General features: G+C 70.7%; 14 protein-coding genes. 5 read left to right on the top strand and 9 right to left on the bottom strand.

What is annotated here, in order from left to right; genetic code table 11:
• Positions 1-19: 19 nt before the first annotated feature.
• The 3 genes from RBJ65_RS07290 to RBJ65_RS07280 all read left to right on the top strand — a co-directional run bounded on the left by RBJ65_RS07290 (position 20) and on the right by RBJ65_RS07280 (position 5,572).
• Positions 20-895 (top strand): universal stress protein, encoded by an 876-nt coding sequence (locus RBJ65_RS07290; RefSeq protein WP_306316714.1) that lies wholly within the window; start codon positions 20-22, stop codon positions 893-895.
• Positions 896-1,100: 205 nt separating this feature from the next.
• On the top strand, positions 1,101-3,749 hold the full coding sequence (gene ppdK / locus RBJ65_RS07285) for a pyruvate, phosphate dikinase (protein ID WP_306316480.1): 2,649 nt from the start codon (positions 1,101-1,103) through the stop codon (positions 3,747-3,749).
• Positions 3,750-3,997: 248 nt separating this feature from the next.
• A complete protein-coding gene (locus tag RBJ65_RS07280) occupies positions 3,998-5,572 on the top strand; it encodes a polysaccharide lyase family 1 protein (protein WP_306316481.1) in 1,575 nt (524 codons plus the stop codon).
• Between the two features lie 24 nt (positions 5,573-5,596).
• On the opposite strand, the gene RBJ65_RS07275 is transcribed toward RBJ65_RS07280, so the two are convergent.
• Complete coding sequence (locus tag RBJ65_RS07275; RefSeq protein ID WP_306316482.1) at positions 5,597-6,019, bottom strand: MarR family winged helix-turn-helix transcriptional regulator; 423 nt, start codon at positions 6,017-6,019, stop codon at positions 5,597-5,599.
• Positions 6,020-6,193: 174 nt separating this feature from the next.
• Between RBJ65_RS07275 and eno the strand changes: the two genes are divergently transcribed.
• Complete coding sequence (gene eno / locus RBJ65_RS07270; RefSeq protein ID WP_306316483.1) at positions 6,194-7,486, top strand: phosphopyruvate hydratase; 1,293 nt, start codon at positions 6,194-6,196, stop codon at positions 7,484-7,486.
• A 4-nt stretch (positions 7,487-7,490) separates the two neighbouring features.
• Here the strand turns inward: eno and RBJ65_RS07265 are convergent, their stop codons facing one another.
• From RBJ65_RS07265 to RBJ65_RS07250, 4 genes are all read right to left on the bottom strand, one after another.
• The gene (locus RBJ65_RS07265) at positions 7,491-7,913 is read right to left on the bottom strand and encodes a nuclear transport factor 2 family protein (RefSeq protein WP_306316484.1); all 423 of its coding nucleotides are present in this window, start codon (positions 7,911-7,913) and stop codon (positions 7,491-7,493) included.
• A 126-nt stretch (positions 7,914-8,039) separates the two neighbouring features.
• The gene (locus RBJ65_RS07260) at positions 8,040-8,573 is read right to left on the bottom strand and encodes a GNAT family N-acetyltransferase (protein WP_306316485.1); all 534 of its coding nucleotides are present in this window, start codon (positions 8,571-8,573) and stop codon (positions 8,040-8,042) included.
• 32 nt (positions 8,574-8,605) lie between these two features.
• The gene (locus tag RBJ65_RS07255; RefSeq protein WP_372341167.1) at positions 8,606-10,165 is read right to left on the bottom strand and encodes an AbgT family transporter; all 1,560 of its coding nucleotides are present in this window, start codon (positions 10,163-10,165) and stop codon (positions 8,606-8,608) included.
• Entirely contained in the window at positions 10,162-11,403 is a 1,242-nt protein-coding gene (locus RBJ65_RS07250; RefSeq protein WP_306316486.1) for an amidohydrolase family protein, read from the bottom strand. The genes RBJ65_RS07255 and RBJ65_RS07250 overlap by 4 nt, the downstream gene beginning before the upstream one ends.
• 90 nt (positions 11,404-11,493) lie before the next feature.
• On the opposite strand from RBJ65_RS07250, the gene RBJ65_RS07245 reads away from it, so the two are divergent.
• A complete protein-coding gene (locus tag RBJ65_RS07245; RefSeq protein WP_306316487.1) occupies positions 11,494-12,585 on the top strand; it encodes an Lrp/AsnC family transcriptional regulator in 1,092 nt (363 codons plus the stop codon).
• Between the two features lie 34 nt (positions 12,586-12,619).
• Here RBJ65_RS07245 and RBJ65_RS07240 read toward each other — a convergent pair whose 3' ends face one another.
• The 4 genes from RBJ65_RS07240 to RBJ65_RS07225 all read right to left on the bottom strand — a co-directional run bounded on the left by RBJ65_RS07240 (position 12,620) and on the right by RBJ65_RS07225 (position 17,194).
• A complete protein-coding gene (locus RBJ65_RS07240) occupies positions 12,620-14,098 on the bottom strand; it encodes an MFS transporter (RefSeq protein ID WP_306316488.1) in 1,479 nt (492 codons plus the stop codon).
• 130 nt (positions 14,099-14,228) lie between these two features.
• Entirely contained in the window at positions 14,229-15,377 is a 1,149-nt protein-coding gene (gene dgoD, locus RBJ65_RS07235; protein ID WP_306316489.1) for a galactonate dehydratase, read from the bottom strand.
• A 51-nt stretch (positions 15,378-15,428) separates the two neighbouring features.
• Complete coding sequence (locus RBJ65_RS07230) at positions 15,429-16,334, bottom strand: carbohydrate ABC transporter permease (RefSeq protein ID WP_372341168.1); 906 nt, start codon at positions 16,332-16,334, stop codon at positions 15,429-15,431.
• A complete protein-coding gene (locus RBJ65_RS07225; RefSeq protein WP_306316717.1) occupies positions 16,331-17,194 on the bottom strand; it encodes a carbohydrate ABC transporter permease in 864 nt (287 codons plus the stop codon). Before RBJ65_RS07225 ends, RBJ65_RS07230 begins: the two co-directional genes overlap by 4 nt.
• Positions 17,195-17,275 lie beyond the last annotated feature (81 nt).

Genomic DNA, 17,275 nt, shown 5'->3' with positions numbered 1-17,275 from the left:
CGGGAAGGCGGTGGGGAGCATGGAGCTGCCCCTGATCGTGGGCGTGGACGGGTCGGACGCCAGTCTGGCCGCGCTTGACTGGGCCGTCGACGAGGCCGGGCGGCGCGGACTGCCGGTCCGTCTCGTGTACGCGTCGCTGTGGGAACGGTACGAGGGCGCCACCCTCGGCGGCGACGTCGGCCGACCCGGCGAGCGCGTCTACGCCGAGAACGTCGTCGGCACTGCCGCCCACCGCGCCCAACTCCGCCGACCCGACGTCCCGTTGACGACGAGCGTGCTCCCCGAGGAGCCGTCGTCGGCGCTGCTGCACGCGAGCGAGCAGGCCGCTGCCGTGGTGACCGGATCGCGGGGGCGCGGTGCACTCGCCGGGACGCTGCTCGGCTCGGTCGGCCTGACGGTCGCGGCCCGCGCGCAGTGCCCGGTGATCGTCGTACGCGGCGACAAGGAGGGCGTCGCGGGCACCCACGGCCGCATCCTCCTGGGCGTCGGCGACCCCGAACACTCCTCCCAGGCCATCGAGTTCGCGTTCCGGGAGGCGACCGTACGCGACTGCGTCCTCGACGCCGTACGTGCCTGGCGGTGCCCGGCCCACGAGTACGCCGACGTCCCCGCGAGCGCGGGCGAGGCCGAGCGGGAACACCGTCGGCGCGCCACCGAACTCCTCGACGAGGCCCTGTCCGACACGGCGTCCGCACACCCCGACGTGCGGGTGCGCCGCGACACCATCGAGGGCCCGGCCCGCACGACCCTCCTCCGCCGCACGGCCGCCGCCGACCTGGTCATCATCGGCGCCCGCCACCGCCACACCCACTTCGGCCTCCAACTCGGCCGCGTGGGCCACGCGCTGCTGCACCACGCCCAGTGCCCGGTAGCGGTGATACCGCAGACGACGTGACGCCTCTCAAGCCCCTGCGGCGCTTGAGAGACGACGTGACGCCTATCAAGCCCCTGCGGCGCTTGAGCAGCGGGGTCCGGGGCGGAGCCCCGTGGCGTGGGAGGAGTCCGACCGCTCCATGACGGCCGGGCAATTGAAGCCCCTGCGGCGCTTGAGCAGCGGGGCCCGGGGCGGAGCCCCGCGACGTGGGAAGAGGTCGACCGCAATGACACCACCCGCCAACCCCACCCGCTACGTCCACCCCTTCACCGCCCACCCCCACCCCCCGATCGACCAACTCGGCGCCAAAGGCACCGGCCTCGCCGAAATGACCCACCTCGGCCTCCCCGTCCCACCCGGCTTCACGATCACCACGGAGGCCTGCCGCCACTACCTCACCACCGGAACCGAACCCCCCGACCTGGGCGGCCAAGTGGCCCACGCACTCGCCGCCCTGGAGCGGAGCGCAGGCCGCACCCTCGGCACGGCCTCCAACGGCGCCGCCCCCCTCCTCGTCTCCGTCCGCTCCGGCGCCCGCCACTCGATGCCCGGCATGATGGAGACCATCCTCGACATCGGCCTGAACGACACCTCCGTCACCGCCCTCGCCGCGGCGACCGGCAAGGAACGCTTCGCGTGGGACTCCTACCGGCGGCTCCTCCAGATGTTCGGCCACACGGTGATGGGCGTCGACGCCGCCCGGTTCGAGCAGGCCGCCGCCGAACTGCGCGGTACACAACCACCCACCCTCGTAAAGGAGTTCAAGAGGATCATCCACCGCACGACGGGCGAACACTTTCCCCAGGACCCGGTCGTCCAACTGCACCGCGCCCTGCGCGCCGTCTTCGACTCCTGGAACGGCGCCCGCGCCCGCCTCTACCGCGCAGGCCACGGCATCCCCGACGACCTCGGCACCGCCGTGAACGTACAGGCCATGGTCTTCGGCAACCTCGGCGAGGACTCCGGCACCGGCGTCGCCTTCACCCGCGACCCCGCCACCGGCGCCCACGGCCCGTACGGCGACTACCTCCCCGACGCCCAGGGCGAGGACGTCGTCGCGGGCGCCCGCGACACCCTCCCCCTCGACGAGTTACGCACCCGCGACCCCCGCGCGTACACCGAACTCGACACCCACCTGCACACCCTGGAACACCACTACCGCGACCTGTGCGACGTCGAATTCACCGTAGAACGCGGCACGTTGTGGATCCTCCAGACCCGCGTCGGCCAGCGCACCGCGGAGGCCGCCTTCCGGATCGCGTACGACCTGCTCGACGAGAAGACGGTCACCGACGACGAGGCCCTGTCCCGCGTCGACGGCGCCGCGCTGACCCGCCTGATGTTCCCGCGCTTCGACACCGGTCCCACCGACGTCCCCCTGGCCACCGGCGTCCCGGCGTCACCCGGCGCAGCCGTCGGCGTCGTCGTCTTCGACTCGGCCGCCGCGATCCGCCGCTCGAAGGCCGGCCAGCACACCGTCCTCGTACGCCGCGAGACCAGCCCGGACGACCTGCCCGGCATGATCGCCGCCGACGCGATCGTCACCAGCCGCGGCGGCAAGACCAGCCACGCGGCGGTCGTCGCGCGCGGCATGGGCACGGTGTGCGTGTGCGGCGCCGACACGCTCGTCGTCGACCCGTCCGCCCGCCAACTCACCAACAAGTACGGGGTGGTGGTCCGCGAAGGTGACACCGTCTCGGTCGACGGCACCGCCGGAACCGTACACCTGGGAGCCCTGCCCCTGACCGACTCCGAGGTCCGCGAGGCGCTGCTGAGCGACATCCGCACCGGCCCCCTCGCCGACGCTGTCCGCCGCGCCCTCGCGCACGCCGACTCCGTACGCCGCCTCGAAGTGCGCGCCAACGCCGACACCCCGAGTGACGCCGCCCTCGCCCGCGAACTGGGCGCCGAGGGAATCGGCCTGTGCCGCACCGAGCACATGTTCCTCGGGACGCGCAGGGAACTCGTCGAGACCATGATCCTCGCCGACGAGGGCAGCGAGGAGCGGCGCAAGGCGCTCGCCGCGCTGCTGCCCCTCCAACTCCTCGATTTCATCGGCATCTTGAAGGCTATGGACGGGCTGCCGGTCACCATCCGGCTGCTCGACCCGCCGCTGCACGAGTTCCTGCCCGACCACGCGGAGCTGTCCGCCCGCGTCGCGGCGAACGCCCACCCCACCGAGCGCGACCGCCGGCTCCTCGCGGCCGTGTCCCGGCTGCGCGAACGCAACCCGATGCTCGGCCTTCGAGGTGTACGCCTCGGCCTCACCGTCCCCGACCTCGTCGCCACTCAAGTGCGGGCCGTCGCCGAGGCGGTGGTGCGCCGCCTGCACGACGGCGGCAGCCCGCGCGCCGAGATCATGATCCCGCTGGTCGCGACCGTGGAGGAGCTGCGGCGAACCCGCGCCCTCGTGGAGCGGACGCTCGCCGAGGTCGGCGAGGAGGCGGGACGTGAGCTGCGCGTGCCCATCGGCACGATGATCGAACTGCCCCGCGCCGCCCTCACGGCCGACGCCCTCGCCCGCGAGGCCGACTTCTTCTCCTTCGGCACCAACGACCTCACCCAGACCACGTGGGGTCTTTCGCGGGACGACGCGGAGGCCTCGTTCCTGCCGCGCTATCTCGACCAGGGCGTGCTCGGCACGTCGCCCTTCGAGACGCTGGACGAGGACGGCGTGGGCGCGCTCGTGTCGCTCGCGGTGCGGGCGGGGCGGGCCGCCAACTCCCGTATCCAGAACGGAGTGTGCGGAGAACACGCAGGTGACCCCGGGTCCATTCACTTCTTCCACCGGGCGGGTGTCGACTACGTGTCCTGCTCCCCGTACCGGATCCCGGTGGCGCGCCTGGAGGCGGGGCGGGCCGCGCTGGACGGCTGAGCGCCGGACCGAGTGCCGGGAGGTCGGGTCACAAGCGGTGCGCGGAGTCTTGCCACCCGATCCGGCGGCGCTCTATTGTCCCGCGTCAGAAAGCGCTTTCCCCCTTTCTCCGCCGGGCAGTTCACCGGCAGCTCCGGCATGCCCGGACGGCCCGAACGACCCGGAAGGACCGGACGATCCGGAAGGACCGAACGACCCGGAAGACCCGGATCACCCCCCCGTCAGCGCACCCGAAGGGACCCACGACCATGAAGTTAGGCAGACCCGTCGCGCTCCGCCTCACCGCCGGAATCGGCGCCCTCGCCCTCGCGGGCGCCGCCGCCGTGACGCTCTCGACGTCCACGGCCTCGGCCGCCGTGACCGGCACCGCCACCGGCTACGCCACCCAGAACGGCGGAACCACGGGAGGCGCGGGCGGAGCGACCGTCAAGGCCACCACCGGCACCCAGATCCACGCGGCCCTGTGCAACCGCGCCAGCGACAGCACCCCGATCACCATCGAGGTCGAGGGCACGATCAACCACGGCAACACCAGCAAGGTTTCGGGCGACAGCTGCAACACGGCCGACGGCGTCATCGAGCTCAAGCAGATCAGCAACGTCACGATCGTCGGCGTCGGAAACGGCGCGACCTTCGACCAACTCGGCATCCACATCCGCGAGTCGAGCAACATCATCATCCAGAACGTGACGGTCCAGAACGTCAAGAAGTCCGGCTCGCCGACCTCCAACGGCGGCGACGCCATCGGCATGGAGAGCGACGTCCGCAACGTCTGGGTCGACCACGTGAACCTGCTCGCCTCCGGCGGCGAGTCGGAGGGCTACGACGGCCTCTTCGACATGAAGGACAACACCCAGTACGTCACCCTCTCGTACAGCACCCTGCGCAACTCCGGGCGTGGCGGCCTGATCGGCTCCAGCGAGACCGAACTCTCCAACAGCTACATCACGTTCCACCACAACCTGTACGAGAACATCGACTCCCGTACGCCCCTGCTGCGCGGCGGCACGGCGCACATGTACAACAACTACTACTCGCACCTCAACGAGTCGGGCATCAACTCCCGCGCCGGGGCGAAGGCCAAGGTCGACAACAACTACTTCAAGGACTCCAAGGACGTCCTCGGCACCTTCTACACGACCGCCGCCGGGTACTGGCAGGTCAGCGGCAACACCTTCGACAACGTGACGTGGTCGAGCGCCGCGAGCGACTACAAGCCGGCCGGGCCGAACCCGACGTCGAACACCTCGGTCTCGATCCCGTACTCCTTCAAGCTCGACGCCGCGTCCTGCGTACCGAGCGTCGTGGGTCAGACGGCGGGCGCCAACAAGGGCATGAAGGTCTCGGACGGCAGCTGCTCGACGACGACACCGACCCCGACGCCCACCGATCCCACGCCCACCCCAACCGACCCCACGCCAACACCCACGGACCCGACCACGCCGCCGCCCTCGGGCACCAACCTGAGCATCGGCGCGGGCTCCGACGGCTCCAGCAAGGCGGACGGCACCAGTTACGGGAACGTACGCGACGGCAGCATGACCACGTACTGGTCGCCGACCGGCACGACCGGCTCCGTCTCGATCAAGTGGGGTACGGCCACCGCGGTCTCGAAGATCAACATCAGGGAGACCTCGGCGGGTACGGGCCGGATCAAGTCCTGGCGGGTGCTCAACGGTGACACGGGCGCGGTACTGACCTCGGGGACGTCGGGGGCCGGTGTCATCTCCTTCCCGAAGACCTCGCTGAACAAGGTCACCTTCGAGATCACCAGCGCGAGCGCGACGCCGCAGGTGGCGGAGTTCGAGACCTACGCTTCGTAGCCGACGTACGAGTCCGGTGTGCGGTCAGTGGGCCGCGAGCCGCTCCACGAGGCCGATCCCCTTGGACAGCAACTTCCGTTCGTCCTCGGTCAGTTCGGCCTCGATGGCGCGCGCGAGCCAGTCCGCGCGGCGCTCCCGCTCCTCCTCCAGGAGGGCCCGGCCGGTGGCGGAGAGTTCGACGAGGCTCTTGCGGCCGTCGGTCGGGTGCGCGCGGCGCGTGATCAGCCCCTGCTCCATGAGCAGCCCGACGGCGCGGGCCATGGACTGCGGGCGCACCCGCTGGTCGGCGGCGAGCTCGCTGGTCGTCATCGCGCCGCTGCGGTCGAGGGCGCCGAGCGCGGCGACCTGGCCGAGCGGCATCTGGTCCTCAAGCTTCACGCGTCGGGTGAGCTTTCCCATCGCCGTACGCAGTTCGGCCGCGACGGCGGCGGATTCCGGAAGGGGCATACCGCACTTTAACGCAGCTGAGCTGCGCAGCGAAGCTAAACAGCACAACTTAACAGCGCAACTGAACAGCATTGCTGTAGAGTCCACGGTGCCGGGTTCAGCGCCACCGTCGCCGCAGCCGAACCCCGGCTCGTATGTGCAACGGGAAGGACTCCCATGGCTCCCATGGCTCCCATGACTCCGACGACTGCCATCACCTCCGTCACCGGCCGCCGCGTCCTCGACAGCAGGGGCAACCCCACCGTCGAGGTGGACGTGGAACTGGCCGACGGTTCGCTCGGCCGCGCCGCGGTTCCCTCCGGCGCGTCGACCGGTGCCCGCGAGGCCGTCGAACTCCGTGACGGGGACCCGGACCGCTGGCACGGCAAGGGTGTCGACCAGGCGGTACGTCACGTCAACACCGAACTCGCGGCGGTCGCCGTGGGCCGCGAGGCGGAGGATCAGGCGGGCCTCGACGCCGCGCTCGTCGCCGCGGACGGCACCCCCACCAAGTCCCGGCTCGGCGCGAACGCGATCCTCGGCGTCTCCCTGGCCGCCGCCAAGGCCGCGGCGGCCGCCCACCGTCTGCCGCTCTACCGCTACCTCGGCGGGGCCGACGCCCGGCTGCTGCCCGTACCGATGATGAACATCGTCAACGGGGGCGCCCACGCCGACAATCCGCTGGACTTCCAGGAGTTCATGATCGCGCCGATCGGCGCGGAGACCTTCGCCGAGGCCGTGCGGATGGGTTCCGAGATCTTCCACACCCTGCGCCGCGACCTCCTCGCCGCCGGGCACTCCACCGGCGTCGGCGACGAGGGCGGCTTCGCGCCCGCGCTGCGTACGGCCGAGGAGGCGCTCGACTTCGTGGTGGCCGCCGTCGAGCGCGCCGGATACCGGCCCGGCGCGGACATCGGCCTGGTCATGGACCCGGCGTCGTCCGAGTTCTTCCGCGACGGCGCCTACGACTACGCGGGGGAGGGGGTGCGCCGCACCCCCGCCGAGAACGCCGACTACCTCGCCAAGCTGATCGACGCCTACCCCGTCGTGTCGATCGAGGACCCGATGGCCGAGGACGACCTGGCGGGCTGGCGCGAGCTGACGGCACGCGTCGGTGCCCACTGCCAACTCACCGGCGACGACGTCTTCTGCACGAACGAGGCCATCCTCCGCGAGGGCATCGCCTCCGGCGTCGGCAACTCGATCCTGGTGAAGGTCAACCAGATCGGCACGCTTACCGAGGCCCTCGCCACGGTCGCCACCGCCCACCGGGCCGGCTACACCGTCGTCATGTCGCACCGCTCGGGCGAGACGGAGGACACGACGATCGCCGACCTGGCCGTGGCCACCGGCTGCGGCCAGATCAAGACCGGCTCCCTCTCCCGCTCCGACCGCACGGCCAAGTACAACCAACTCATACGCATCGAGGAGCAGTTGGGCGAGGGTGCGCGGTACGCAGGGTCGGAGGCGCTGCGACCGCGCCGCTAGCTTCTTAGTCCCTGCCGTCGAATGCCTGGGCCACGGCGAGGCTGTCCTCGTAGACGTGATGCCGGGTGACAAGGCCGCCCGCGACGGTGAGGTGCAGGGCGAACCGGGAGCGGTACGCGCGCCCGGTTCGCCGCGCCGTCTGACGAATCTCCCCGAGCACGACCGCGTCGTCCCCGTCGACGAGGACGCGCTCGACCTCCGTCGCCGCCCGCTCCGGCACATGGTGCTCGGCGAGCCCCCGATAGTGGCCGACCACGTCCGCCCGGGTGGACCGGTGCCGGATCCATGGTGTCTCGCGCCGACCGTGCTCGGCCTCCGGCCAGTCAAGCCGCCAGTCGCACGGCTCGGCGAACAACTCGGCGATGCGCTCGGCGTCTCCCTCGCCGATCCTGCGCAGCAGTTCCTCGACCACCGTGCGCGTGTTCATGGGCGTGACTGTGGACACGGCTGCCCCTTCGTCTCGGTCCGCATCCGGTCGACGCGGAGTGATCCGCAATCCTGCCCGCGCACGGTGTGCCGGGACGATTACCCGTGAGGTAAGGGCGGGGACGCCCTACCCGCGGCGGTCCGAGCGGAGCAGGCCGTACACGAGGACGTCGACGTACTCGCCGTGCTGGAAGGAGCGGCCGCGCATGGTGCCCTCGTGGCGGAAGCCCAGGCGGGTGAGGGTCTTCTGTTCGGCGATGTTGCCGGCGTTGGTGAGGGCTTCCAGGCGGTTGGCGGTGGTGTGGTCCAACAGGTAGTCGACCAGGAGCTGTTGGGCCGCTGCGCCGAGGCCCTGTCCGCGGTGTTCGGGCAGCAGCGCCGCGCCGATCTCGTAGGCGACACCCGAGGGCGACCCGCGCGGGAGCCAGCTCGCGATGCCGGCGACGGTGTCGTCGGCCCGCGCGATGGCGACCGCCGCGGACTCGGCGGAGATGTACCCGTCGGCCTCCCACCGCTTGCGGCGCGACCTGGGGTCGGAGAACCCGGGCCACTCGAACGCGCCGAGCGCCTCGGGGTCCGTGCAGAGGCGGTCGAGGACATCGAGGTCGGCTTCGGTGAAGGCCCTCAAGTGGACGGTGTCCGTGCGGGGTTGTGGACTCATGAGGGCCAGTATCACCTTTCCCGGACCCGCCCTCACGGGCTGATCGACGCCCCCGGGCCCAGTGGGATGTCGAAGCCGTAGAAGATGCCCAGGACCGCCAGCCACGCCACCAGGAACGGGACCACGAAGACGGACAAGCGGGAGAGGAGGGAGCCGAGTTGGGCCTCGGGTTCGTAGCGTTTGAGGACGGTGAGGAGGAGGAAGACGTAGGGGTTCAGAGGGGTGATCATTTGGGTGGCGGAGTCGCCGATGCGGAAGGCCGCCTGGGTGACCGCCGGTTCCATGTGCAGGAGCATGAACGCCGGGACGAACACCGGGGCCACCAGGGACCAGAGCGCCGAACCGGATGTGATGAAGAGGTTGAGGACGCAGACCAGGAGGACGAAGGCGACGAGGCCCAAGTAGCCGGTCAGGCCCACCGATTCGAGGAGGGCCGCGCCCTTCACCGCCAGCAGCGTGCCCAGGTTCGTCCAGTCGAAGACGCCGATGACCTGCGCGATGACCAGGATCAGGACGATGTACGCGGACATGCCGGTGATGGCCTCGGCCATCATGCGCGGCACGTCCTCGAAGCGCGTGACCGCCTTGACCGTGACGCCGTACACCGCTCCCGCCAGGAGGAACGCCACGAAGAGGAGCGGCACGATGCCGTCCAGGACGGGGGAGGGGACCAGTGCGCCGCCCTCGCCGCGCAGCGGTGAGCCGGGCAGCAGCCAGCAGGTGATGACCACCGCCGCGTACGCGAGGACCGACACGCCCGCGCGGAGCATCCCGCGGCGTTGGAGGGCCGTCACCTCCGTGGTGACCTCGGCGGGTGTCTCCTCGCCATGTGTCGTCGGGTGCGGCAGGCGTGGCTCCAGGACCCGTGCGATCAGGAAGCCGCCGATGAGGGCGAGGACGATGCTCGCCGACGCCGTGTAGAAGTAGTTGATGAGGATGTGGGTGGGGGCGTCCGCGCCCTGCGGGAGGACCTGCGCCGCCTGGTGGGTGATGCCGGTGTAGAGGGCGTCGAGCGCGCCGATCGAGAAGCCCGCCGCGTACCCCGCGCACACGCACGCGAAGCCGCCGATGAGGCCCGCGATCGGGTTGCGGCCCGCGTTCTTGAAGACCAGCGCGGCGAGCGGCGGGATGACGAGGATCGCGACGTCGCTCATCAGGTGGGCCTGCGCCGACACGAACGCGACGAGGTAGGGCAGGAGCCATCCCGGCGCGCGGGAGATCGAGGCGCGGACCGCCGTCTCCAGGAGTCCCGTGCGTTCGGCGACGCCCACCGCCGCCATCATCAGGAGCACCGTGCCGAGGGAGGGGAAGCCCGTGAAGTTCGGGATGAAGTTCTCGAGGAGCCAGACCGCTCCGTCGCCGGTGAACACCCCCTGTACGGCGACCGTCTTGTCCTCGCCGGGTATGCGGACCTTCGCGCCCGTCGCTGCCAGCGCCGTGGACGCGGCGCCGACGAGGACGAACAGGCCGAGGAAGAGGAGGACCGGGTGGGGGAGCTTGTTGCCCACCCGTTCGATGCCGGACATGGCCTTGTCGATGAAGCCGTGTCCGGTGGGGGCAGCTGTCTCGGGGGCCGGTGTCTGAGTTCTCACGTCCGCAGTCCGTTCTTGCGGAGGACTCCGCCCTGCGCGACCAGGACCACGTTCGCCGGGTCCGCGAGCAGCTCGATGTCCGCCAGTGGATCGCCCTCGCACACGACGAGGTCGGCCCGCTTGCCCGCCTCCAGGGAGCCGATCTCGGCGTCCAGGCCCAGGAGTTCGGCCGCCGAGAGCGTGCCGGTGGTGATGGCCCGCAGGGGTGTCATGCCGAGGGCGACGAGGTGGGTCAGCTCGCGGAGGTTGCGGCCGTGCGGCACCATCGCGGCGTCCGTACCCATGGCGATCCTCACGCCCTCGGAGATCGCCGCGGAGATGTTCTCCTTGGTGATCGACGACCAGCGGACCTTCTTCTCGTAGTGGTACGGCTCCATGGTGGCCTTGTCGATGCCGTCGAAGACCGTGGAGAGCGTCGGGACGACGAACGTGCCCTTCTCGCCCGCGAGTTCACGCGCCTGCGCCGACATGCCGTAGCCGTGCTCGACGCTGGTGACGCCGCCGCGGATCGCGTTGAGGATGCCCGCCGTGCCCTGCGCGTGCGCGGCCACCGGACGGCCGCCGTGCCGGGCCAGCTCCTCGACGACCGTACGGATCTCGTCCTCGGTCAGGCCCTCGTCGTCGGGGTGGTCGTAGGGCGATGACATGCCGCCGGTGGCGCACACCTTGATGACATCGGCGCCCGCGCGCAGCAACTTGCGTACGGCGAGGCGCACTTCGTCCGGGGTGTCCGCGATCTCGCCCATCCCGGCGCTCGGGTCGAAGCCGCACTCGGTGGCGAAGTCGGCGTGCCCGCCGGTGTGGCTCAGGATGCGTACGGCGGTGTGGATGCGCGGACCCGTGGTGAGACCCTGCGCGACGGCCGTGCGGTAGCCCGACGGCAGCCCGCCCAGGTCGCGCACCGTGGTGACACCCGCGTCGAGCGTGGCACGCAGCCGCTCCGCCGTGCGGAACACCTCGACCGTGGTGTCCTGCTCGTACCGGCGCACCATCTGGCGGGCCGACTCGACACCGAGGTGGACGTGGGTGTCGATGAAGCCGGGCAGGAGGGTGTGTCCGTGGGCGTCGACGGCGGGTACGCCGGGGGCCGCGGCCGGTGCCGTCGCCGCCGGGCCCGCGTACGCGATCAGGCCATCGGCGTCGACGACGAGCGTGGCGTTGTCGACGGGCGCGGCGCCGGTGCCGTCGATCAGGCGGGCGTTGGTGATGCGGAGCGCGGAAGACTGTTGGGAGCTCATGGGCGAACACTGTCGGATTCGGCGATGACGAACACGTAAAATCGCAGGAATCTGACCTCGCCCGACGATCTGTGCAGGATTTCCGCCATCGTGAACACGCAGCATTCGGAACCAGTGGTGGAACCTGCCATCGCGGAGCGCCCCGTCCACCTCGACCGCACCCGCGTCGACGAACTCGACCTCGCGCTCGTGCACGCCCTCCAGATCAACACCCGCGCCCCATGGACGCTCATCGGCGAGGCCCTCGGCATCGACCCCGTCACCGCCGCCCGGCGCTGGGAGCGGCTCGCGCGGAGTGGGGCCGCGTGGGTCGACGGGTATCTCGCGCTCGACCGCGACGAGGGGTCCGTGTACGCGCAGGTGGAGATCGACACCGGTGGGCATCTGCCGGAGGACGTGCTGGCGTCGCTCGCCGCGGACTCGCGCATGCTGAGCCTGAAGCAGACGTCCGGCGGGCGCGATCTGCTCGCCATCGTGGGTGCCTCGTCGTTCGACGACCTCGCCCGGTACACCGGTGAGCGGATCTCCCGGCTGCCCGGCGTGCGCGGCACCCGGATCCATGTCATCACCGCCGTGCCCGTGGAGGGCGCGCAGTGGCGGTTGCGGAGTCTCACGCCGGCCCAGCGCGCGCTGCTGCGGCCCGAGTACGCGGACGCCGGTGGTGGCTGCGCCGTGCCCGACGAGCCGATACGCCCCGTCGACCGGCGCATCGCGCACGCGCTCGGCACGGACGGGCGGATGCCGCTGAGCGGGCTCGCCCGTGCCACCGGGGCGAGCACCGCCACCGTGCGGCGCAGGCTGCGGGCGCTGAGCGCGGGCGGACGGCTCTCGCTGCGCTGCACGCTGGCCCGGCCGCTGACCGAATTCCCGGTCTCCGCCGTCTACTTCGGGTCCGTGCCCGCCGAGAACCTCGACACCGCCGTGCAGGCACTGCGTACGCTCCCGGGGCTGCGGATGTGCAGCATCACCGCCGGCACCCACAACCTCATCCTGGACATCTGGCTGCGCACCCTCGCCGAGGTGCACACCACGGAGGCCCTCCTCAACCGCCGCCTCGCCGACCTCGGCCTGCGCATCACCGAGCGCGCGGTCGTGCTGCGCACGCTGAAGCACGCCGGCCGACTGCTCGACCGGCGTGGGCACAGCGTGGGCGCGGTGCCGCTCAGCTCGACGGACGGCTGAGGGACTTCAGACGAGGGACTTCAGTCGAGGGACTTCAGTTGAGGGACTTCAGCTCCCGTTCCTCGGCGTCCGCGTCGAAGCCCACCGGCTCCCACCGCTTGACGAGCAGCGCGATCAGGCCGAGGACGGGCGCGCCCAGAATCACCCAGTACACGCCCGTGCCGAGGCCGGAGCTGAGGATCGGGAAGAAGAACAGCGTGAGCGTGGAACCGAGGCGGAGCACCGCCTGGTTGAAGCCGATGCTGACGCCGCGCATCGACGTCGGGAAGCCGAGCGAGGCGTAGCTCATGATGTGCGCGCCGGGGCCGAAGCCCTGCGCGAACATGAACGAGCCGAGCATGAGGATGCCCGCCGTCACCACCGCCGTGCCCGACGGCTCACCGATCAGTGCGAGCACCGTGATCGCGACGAGCTGGATCGCGAAGCCCAGCGTCATCATCGGCCAGGCCCCCTTCGTCGACGCCCAGCGAATGCCGAGCAGCCCGCCGGTGAGCGCGAAGACGAGGTTGAGGGCGAAGGACGAGGCGATCGTGGTCAGCGGGCCCTGAGTCATCAGCGTCGCGATGATGATCGGCAGCCCGAAGGCGACGGCGTTGTAGCCGAAGGTCTCCGCGAGGCCGACGGCCACCGACTGGATCGTCCTCGTACGGTACGGGCCCTTGAACAGACGCGCGTAGGAGGAGAGCCCCGGTCGCTTCGAGCGGTTCTCGTCCGGAGTGCCCGGTACGTCGTCGGGGACGTACGCCTCGACTCCGTACGACTGGCGCAGGATGCGGGCGGCGCCCTCCAGGTCGCCCTGGTCGGCGGCCCAGGTCGGCGACTCGTTCATGTAGCGGCGGCGCAGCAGCAGGACGACGAGCGCGGGGATCGCGCCGAAGCCGACGGTGAAGCGCCACAGCCAGCCCAACTGGGCGTCCGGGAGGAGGAAGTACAGCGCCATGATGACCAGGTAGCAGCCGCTCGTCGCCGCGTACCAGGCGGGCGACCAGGCCGCCGTGCGCGAGCCCTTGCTGCCCTTGCCGCGCAGCCGGGAGAACTCGGCTAGGAACGCGATCGCCACCGGGATGTCCATGCCGACGCCGATGCCCATCACGAACCGCGCGCCGATCAGCGTCCACGCGTCCTGCGCGAACGCGCACACCAACGCCGTGACGACGAAGAACAGCATGTTCGCCATGAACACCCGGTAGCGGCCTATTCGGTCCACCAGCCAGCCGCCGACCAGCGCGCCGATCAGCGAGCCGACGCTGATCGACGCGGTGACCACACCGGCCATCGTGGAGCTGAGGCCGAACTGCTTCGTGATGTCGGGAAGGCCGTACGCGAGTGAGCTGAGGTCGTACGCGTCGAGGAAGATGCCGCCGAGCGCGATGACCACGATCATCTTCGCGTGCCGGCCGCGTGCGGCGCCCGAGTTGACGAGGTCGGAGACGTCGGCCGCCGAGCGGATCGGCACCCCGCCGGACACGGTGTCCGGCGGGGTGGCGGCGGTCTGGGGTGGGGTGGTGCTCACGGTCGCCTTCCGGGGCTGCGGGTACGTGTCCCGGAATCGTATGCAGCCACCGGAATACAATCGTCCGGTTGTCCGAATGCTGGTCAAGGGCGGGGGCGACGCCCGCCCGGCGGCGCGCGCCGTGCCGTGCTCACCACTCCGCGAACGAGCCGTCCGGATGCCGCCACACCGGGTTGTGCCAGCTCTTCGCCGAGGCGTCCGCCGCGCGTACCGCCCGCTCGTCGACGCGTACGCCGAGGCCCGGGCGGGTGGGCCGGGCGAAGTGGCCCTCGTGGAAGCGGAAGACCTCGGGGTCCGCCACGTAGTCGAGGAGTTCCGAGTCCTTGTTGTAGTGGATGCCGATGGACTGTTCCTGGATCAGGAAGTTCGGTGTGCAGAAGGCGAGTTGGAGGCTCGCGGCCAGGGCGACCGGGCCCAGTGGGCAGTGCGGGGCGACGAGCGTGTCGAAGGTCTCGGCGAGCGACGCGATGCGCCGCGACTCCGAGATGCCGCCCGCGTGCGACAGGTCGGGCTGGATGACCGCCACCCCCGCCTGGAGGGCAGGGAGCACGTCCGTACGCGAGTACAGCCGCTCGCCCGTCGCGATCGGCGTCCGCGTGGAGTCCACGACCCGGCCGATGCGGTGCGTGTACTCCGGCAGGACCGGCTCCTCGACGAACATCGGGGCGTACGGCTCGATGGCCGCCGTCGCACGCACCGCGCCCGCCACCGTGAACCGGCCGTGCAGGTCGACCGCGAAGTCCCCCTCGGGGCCCAGGACTTCGCGGGCCGTCTCGGCGCGCGCCGCCATCCGGTCCAGCTCGCCGACCGTCGGGAGGCGGTCGGTGCGGCCCGCGCCGTTCATCTTGACGGCGGTGAAACCGGCCGCCACCTGTTCGGCGATCTGGTCGCGCAGCTCCGCCGGCTCGTCGCCGCCCACCCAGCAGTAGGCGCGCACCCTCTCGCGTACCGGACCACCGAGGAGCTGGTGCACGGGCGCGTCGTACGCCTGGCCCGCGATGTCCCACAGCGCCTGGTCGAGGCCCGCGACGGCGCTGGAGAGGACGGGGCCGCCCCGGTAGAACGAGCCCTTGGTCATCAGCTGCCAGTGGTCCTCGACGCGCAGCGGGTCCGCGCCCATCAGGAACTGCTCGGCGAGCTCGTGGACGGCCGTGCGGACGGTGTCGGCGCGGCCCTCCACCACGGGCTCGCCCCAGCCGACGAGACCGTCGTCCGTCTCGATCCGGCACAGCAGCCAGCGGGGCGGGACGGCGAAGGTCTCGACTCGGGTGATCTTCAAGCCAGTTGCTCCCTTGCTCTGTGGTGCTGTCCTGCGCTCTGTGGCGCTGTCCTACTCCTTGACGCTGCCCTCGGTGAGACCCGTCCGCCAGAAGCGCTGGAGGACGAGCATCGCGATGGCCAGCGGGATGACGGAGACGAACGAGCCGCCGATGGTGTACTGCGTCAGCTCCGGCACCCGGTCGGCGGCCTGCTGCCAGGTGACGAGGCCGAGCGTGATCGGGTACTTGCGGTCGTCGGAGAGCATCACCAACGGCAGGAAGTAGTTGTTCCAGATGTGCACGAACTGGAAGAGGAAGACGGTGACGAGGGCCGGGGTCATGATGCGAAGGACCAGCGTCGCGAAGATCCGCTCCTCGCCCGCGCCGTCCACGCGCGCCGCCTCCAGGACGGAGTCGGGCACGGACGCCTCCGCGTAGATCCGGCACAGGTAGACGCCGAAGGGCGACACGATGCTCGGCAGCAGCACCGCCCAGTACGTGTCCGTGAGGTGCAGCTTGCTGAACATCAGGTACAGCGGCAGCGCCAGGGCCGTCGACGGGAGCAGCACGCCCGCCAGGACGAACTTGAACATCGCCTCGCGGCCCCGGAAGCGGTACTTGGCGAGCGCGAAGCCGGCCGCCGCCGAGAACAGGGTGGCGAGCACCGCGCCCACGCCCGCGTAGAGGACGGAGTTCAGCGCCCACTGGAGGTAGACGTGGTTGTCGTAGGCGAAGATGTTGCTCAGGTTGTGCCACAGCTGCGGGGCGTCGAACCAGAAGCCGAACGAGCCGTAGAGGCTGTCGTTGTTCTTCGTCGCGGCGACGATCAGCCAGTAGACGGGGACGAGGAAGTAGATCGCGGCGATCGCGAGGACCGCCACGAGCACGATGCGGCCCGGCGTGAAGCGGCGCGGCCTGCTCGCCGTCGGCGGTGCCACGGGCGTGACCGGGGGAGACTTGACGTCGACTGCGCTCACCGCTCGCTCCTCTGCTTACGGTTGACGAGGCTCAGGAAGCCGAAGGACAGGACCATCGCGACCACCGCGAGGATCACCGACTTGGCCGCCGCCACGTAGATGTTGGCGTTGGAGAAGGCGTCGAAGTAGGCGCTGAGGTTCGGCGTGTAGTCGGGGGTCACGGCCGGCGCGATCTTCTTCAGGACCAGCGGCTCCCCGAACAGCTGCATCGTGCCGATGATGGAGAACACGCAGGTCAGGACGAGGGCCGGGCGGACGAGCGGGATCTTGACGCGCAGCGCGACCTGCCAGGGGCCCGCCCCGTCGATCTTCGCGGCCTCGTACAGCTCCTGCGGGATGGACTTCAGCTGAGCGACGATGATCAGCATGTTGTAGCCGGCGAACTCCCAGATCACGATGTTCGCGAGGGACCACAGCACGTTGTCAGGGCCGAGGAAGTCCGGCTGGAAGCCCAGGTTGCCGAGCATCTCGGTGATCGGGCTGAGGCCGGGCACGTACAGGAAGCCCCACAGGATCGTCGCGATCACGCCGGGGATGCCGTACGGGAGGAAGTACGTCGCCCGCATCAGGCCCGCCCAGCGGTCCGATATCTGGTCGAGCAGCAGGGCGAGGACGAGCGACAGCAGCAGCATCACCGGGACCTGCACGACGCCGAACAGCAGCACCCGGCCGAAGCCCTCAAGGAAGGCTTCCTGCTGGAGCGCGAGCGCGTAGTTGTCGAGGCCGCCGAAGACGACCTTCGGGGCGCCGAGCCCGAGCGGTCCCGAGCGCTCCACCTTCAGCAGGCTCTGGTAGATCGCGTAGAACACCGGGATGATCATCGCGAAGAGATAGACCGCGAGGAACGGGCCGAGGAACATCCACGCCTTGCGGTCGGGCCGGGGGCGGCGGGTGCGGCGACCGCCGGCCTCGGGGGCGGTGGCCGCGGGCGCGGAGTCCTT

The sequence above is a fragment of the Streptomyces sp. KL109B genome (assembly GCF_030766935.1).
GTDB lineage: Bacteria > Actinomycetota > Actinomycetes > Streptomycetales > Streptomycetaceae > Streptomyces.
The sequence above is the reverse complement of the archived record's forward strand: the minus strand, read 5'-3'. Positions and strand labels throughout refer to the sequence as shown.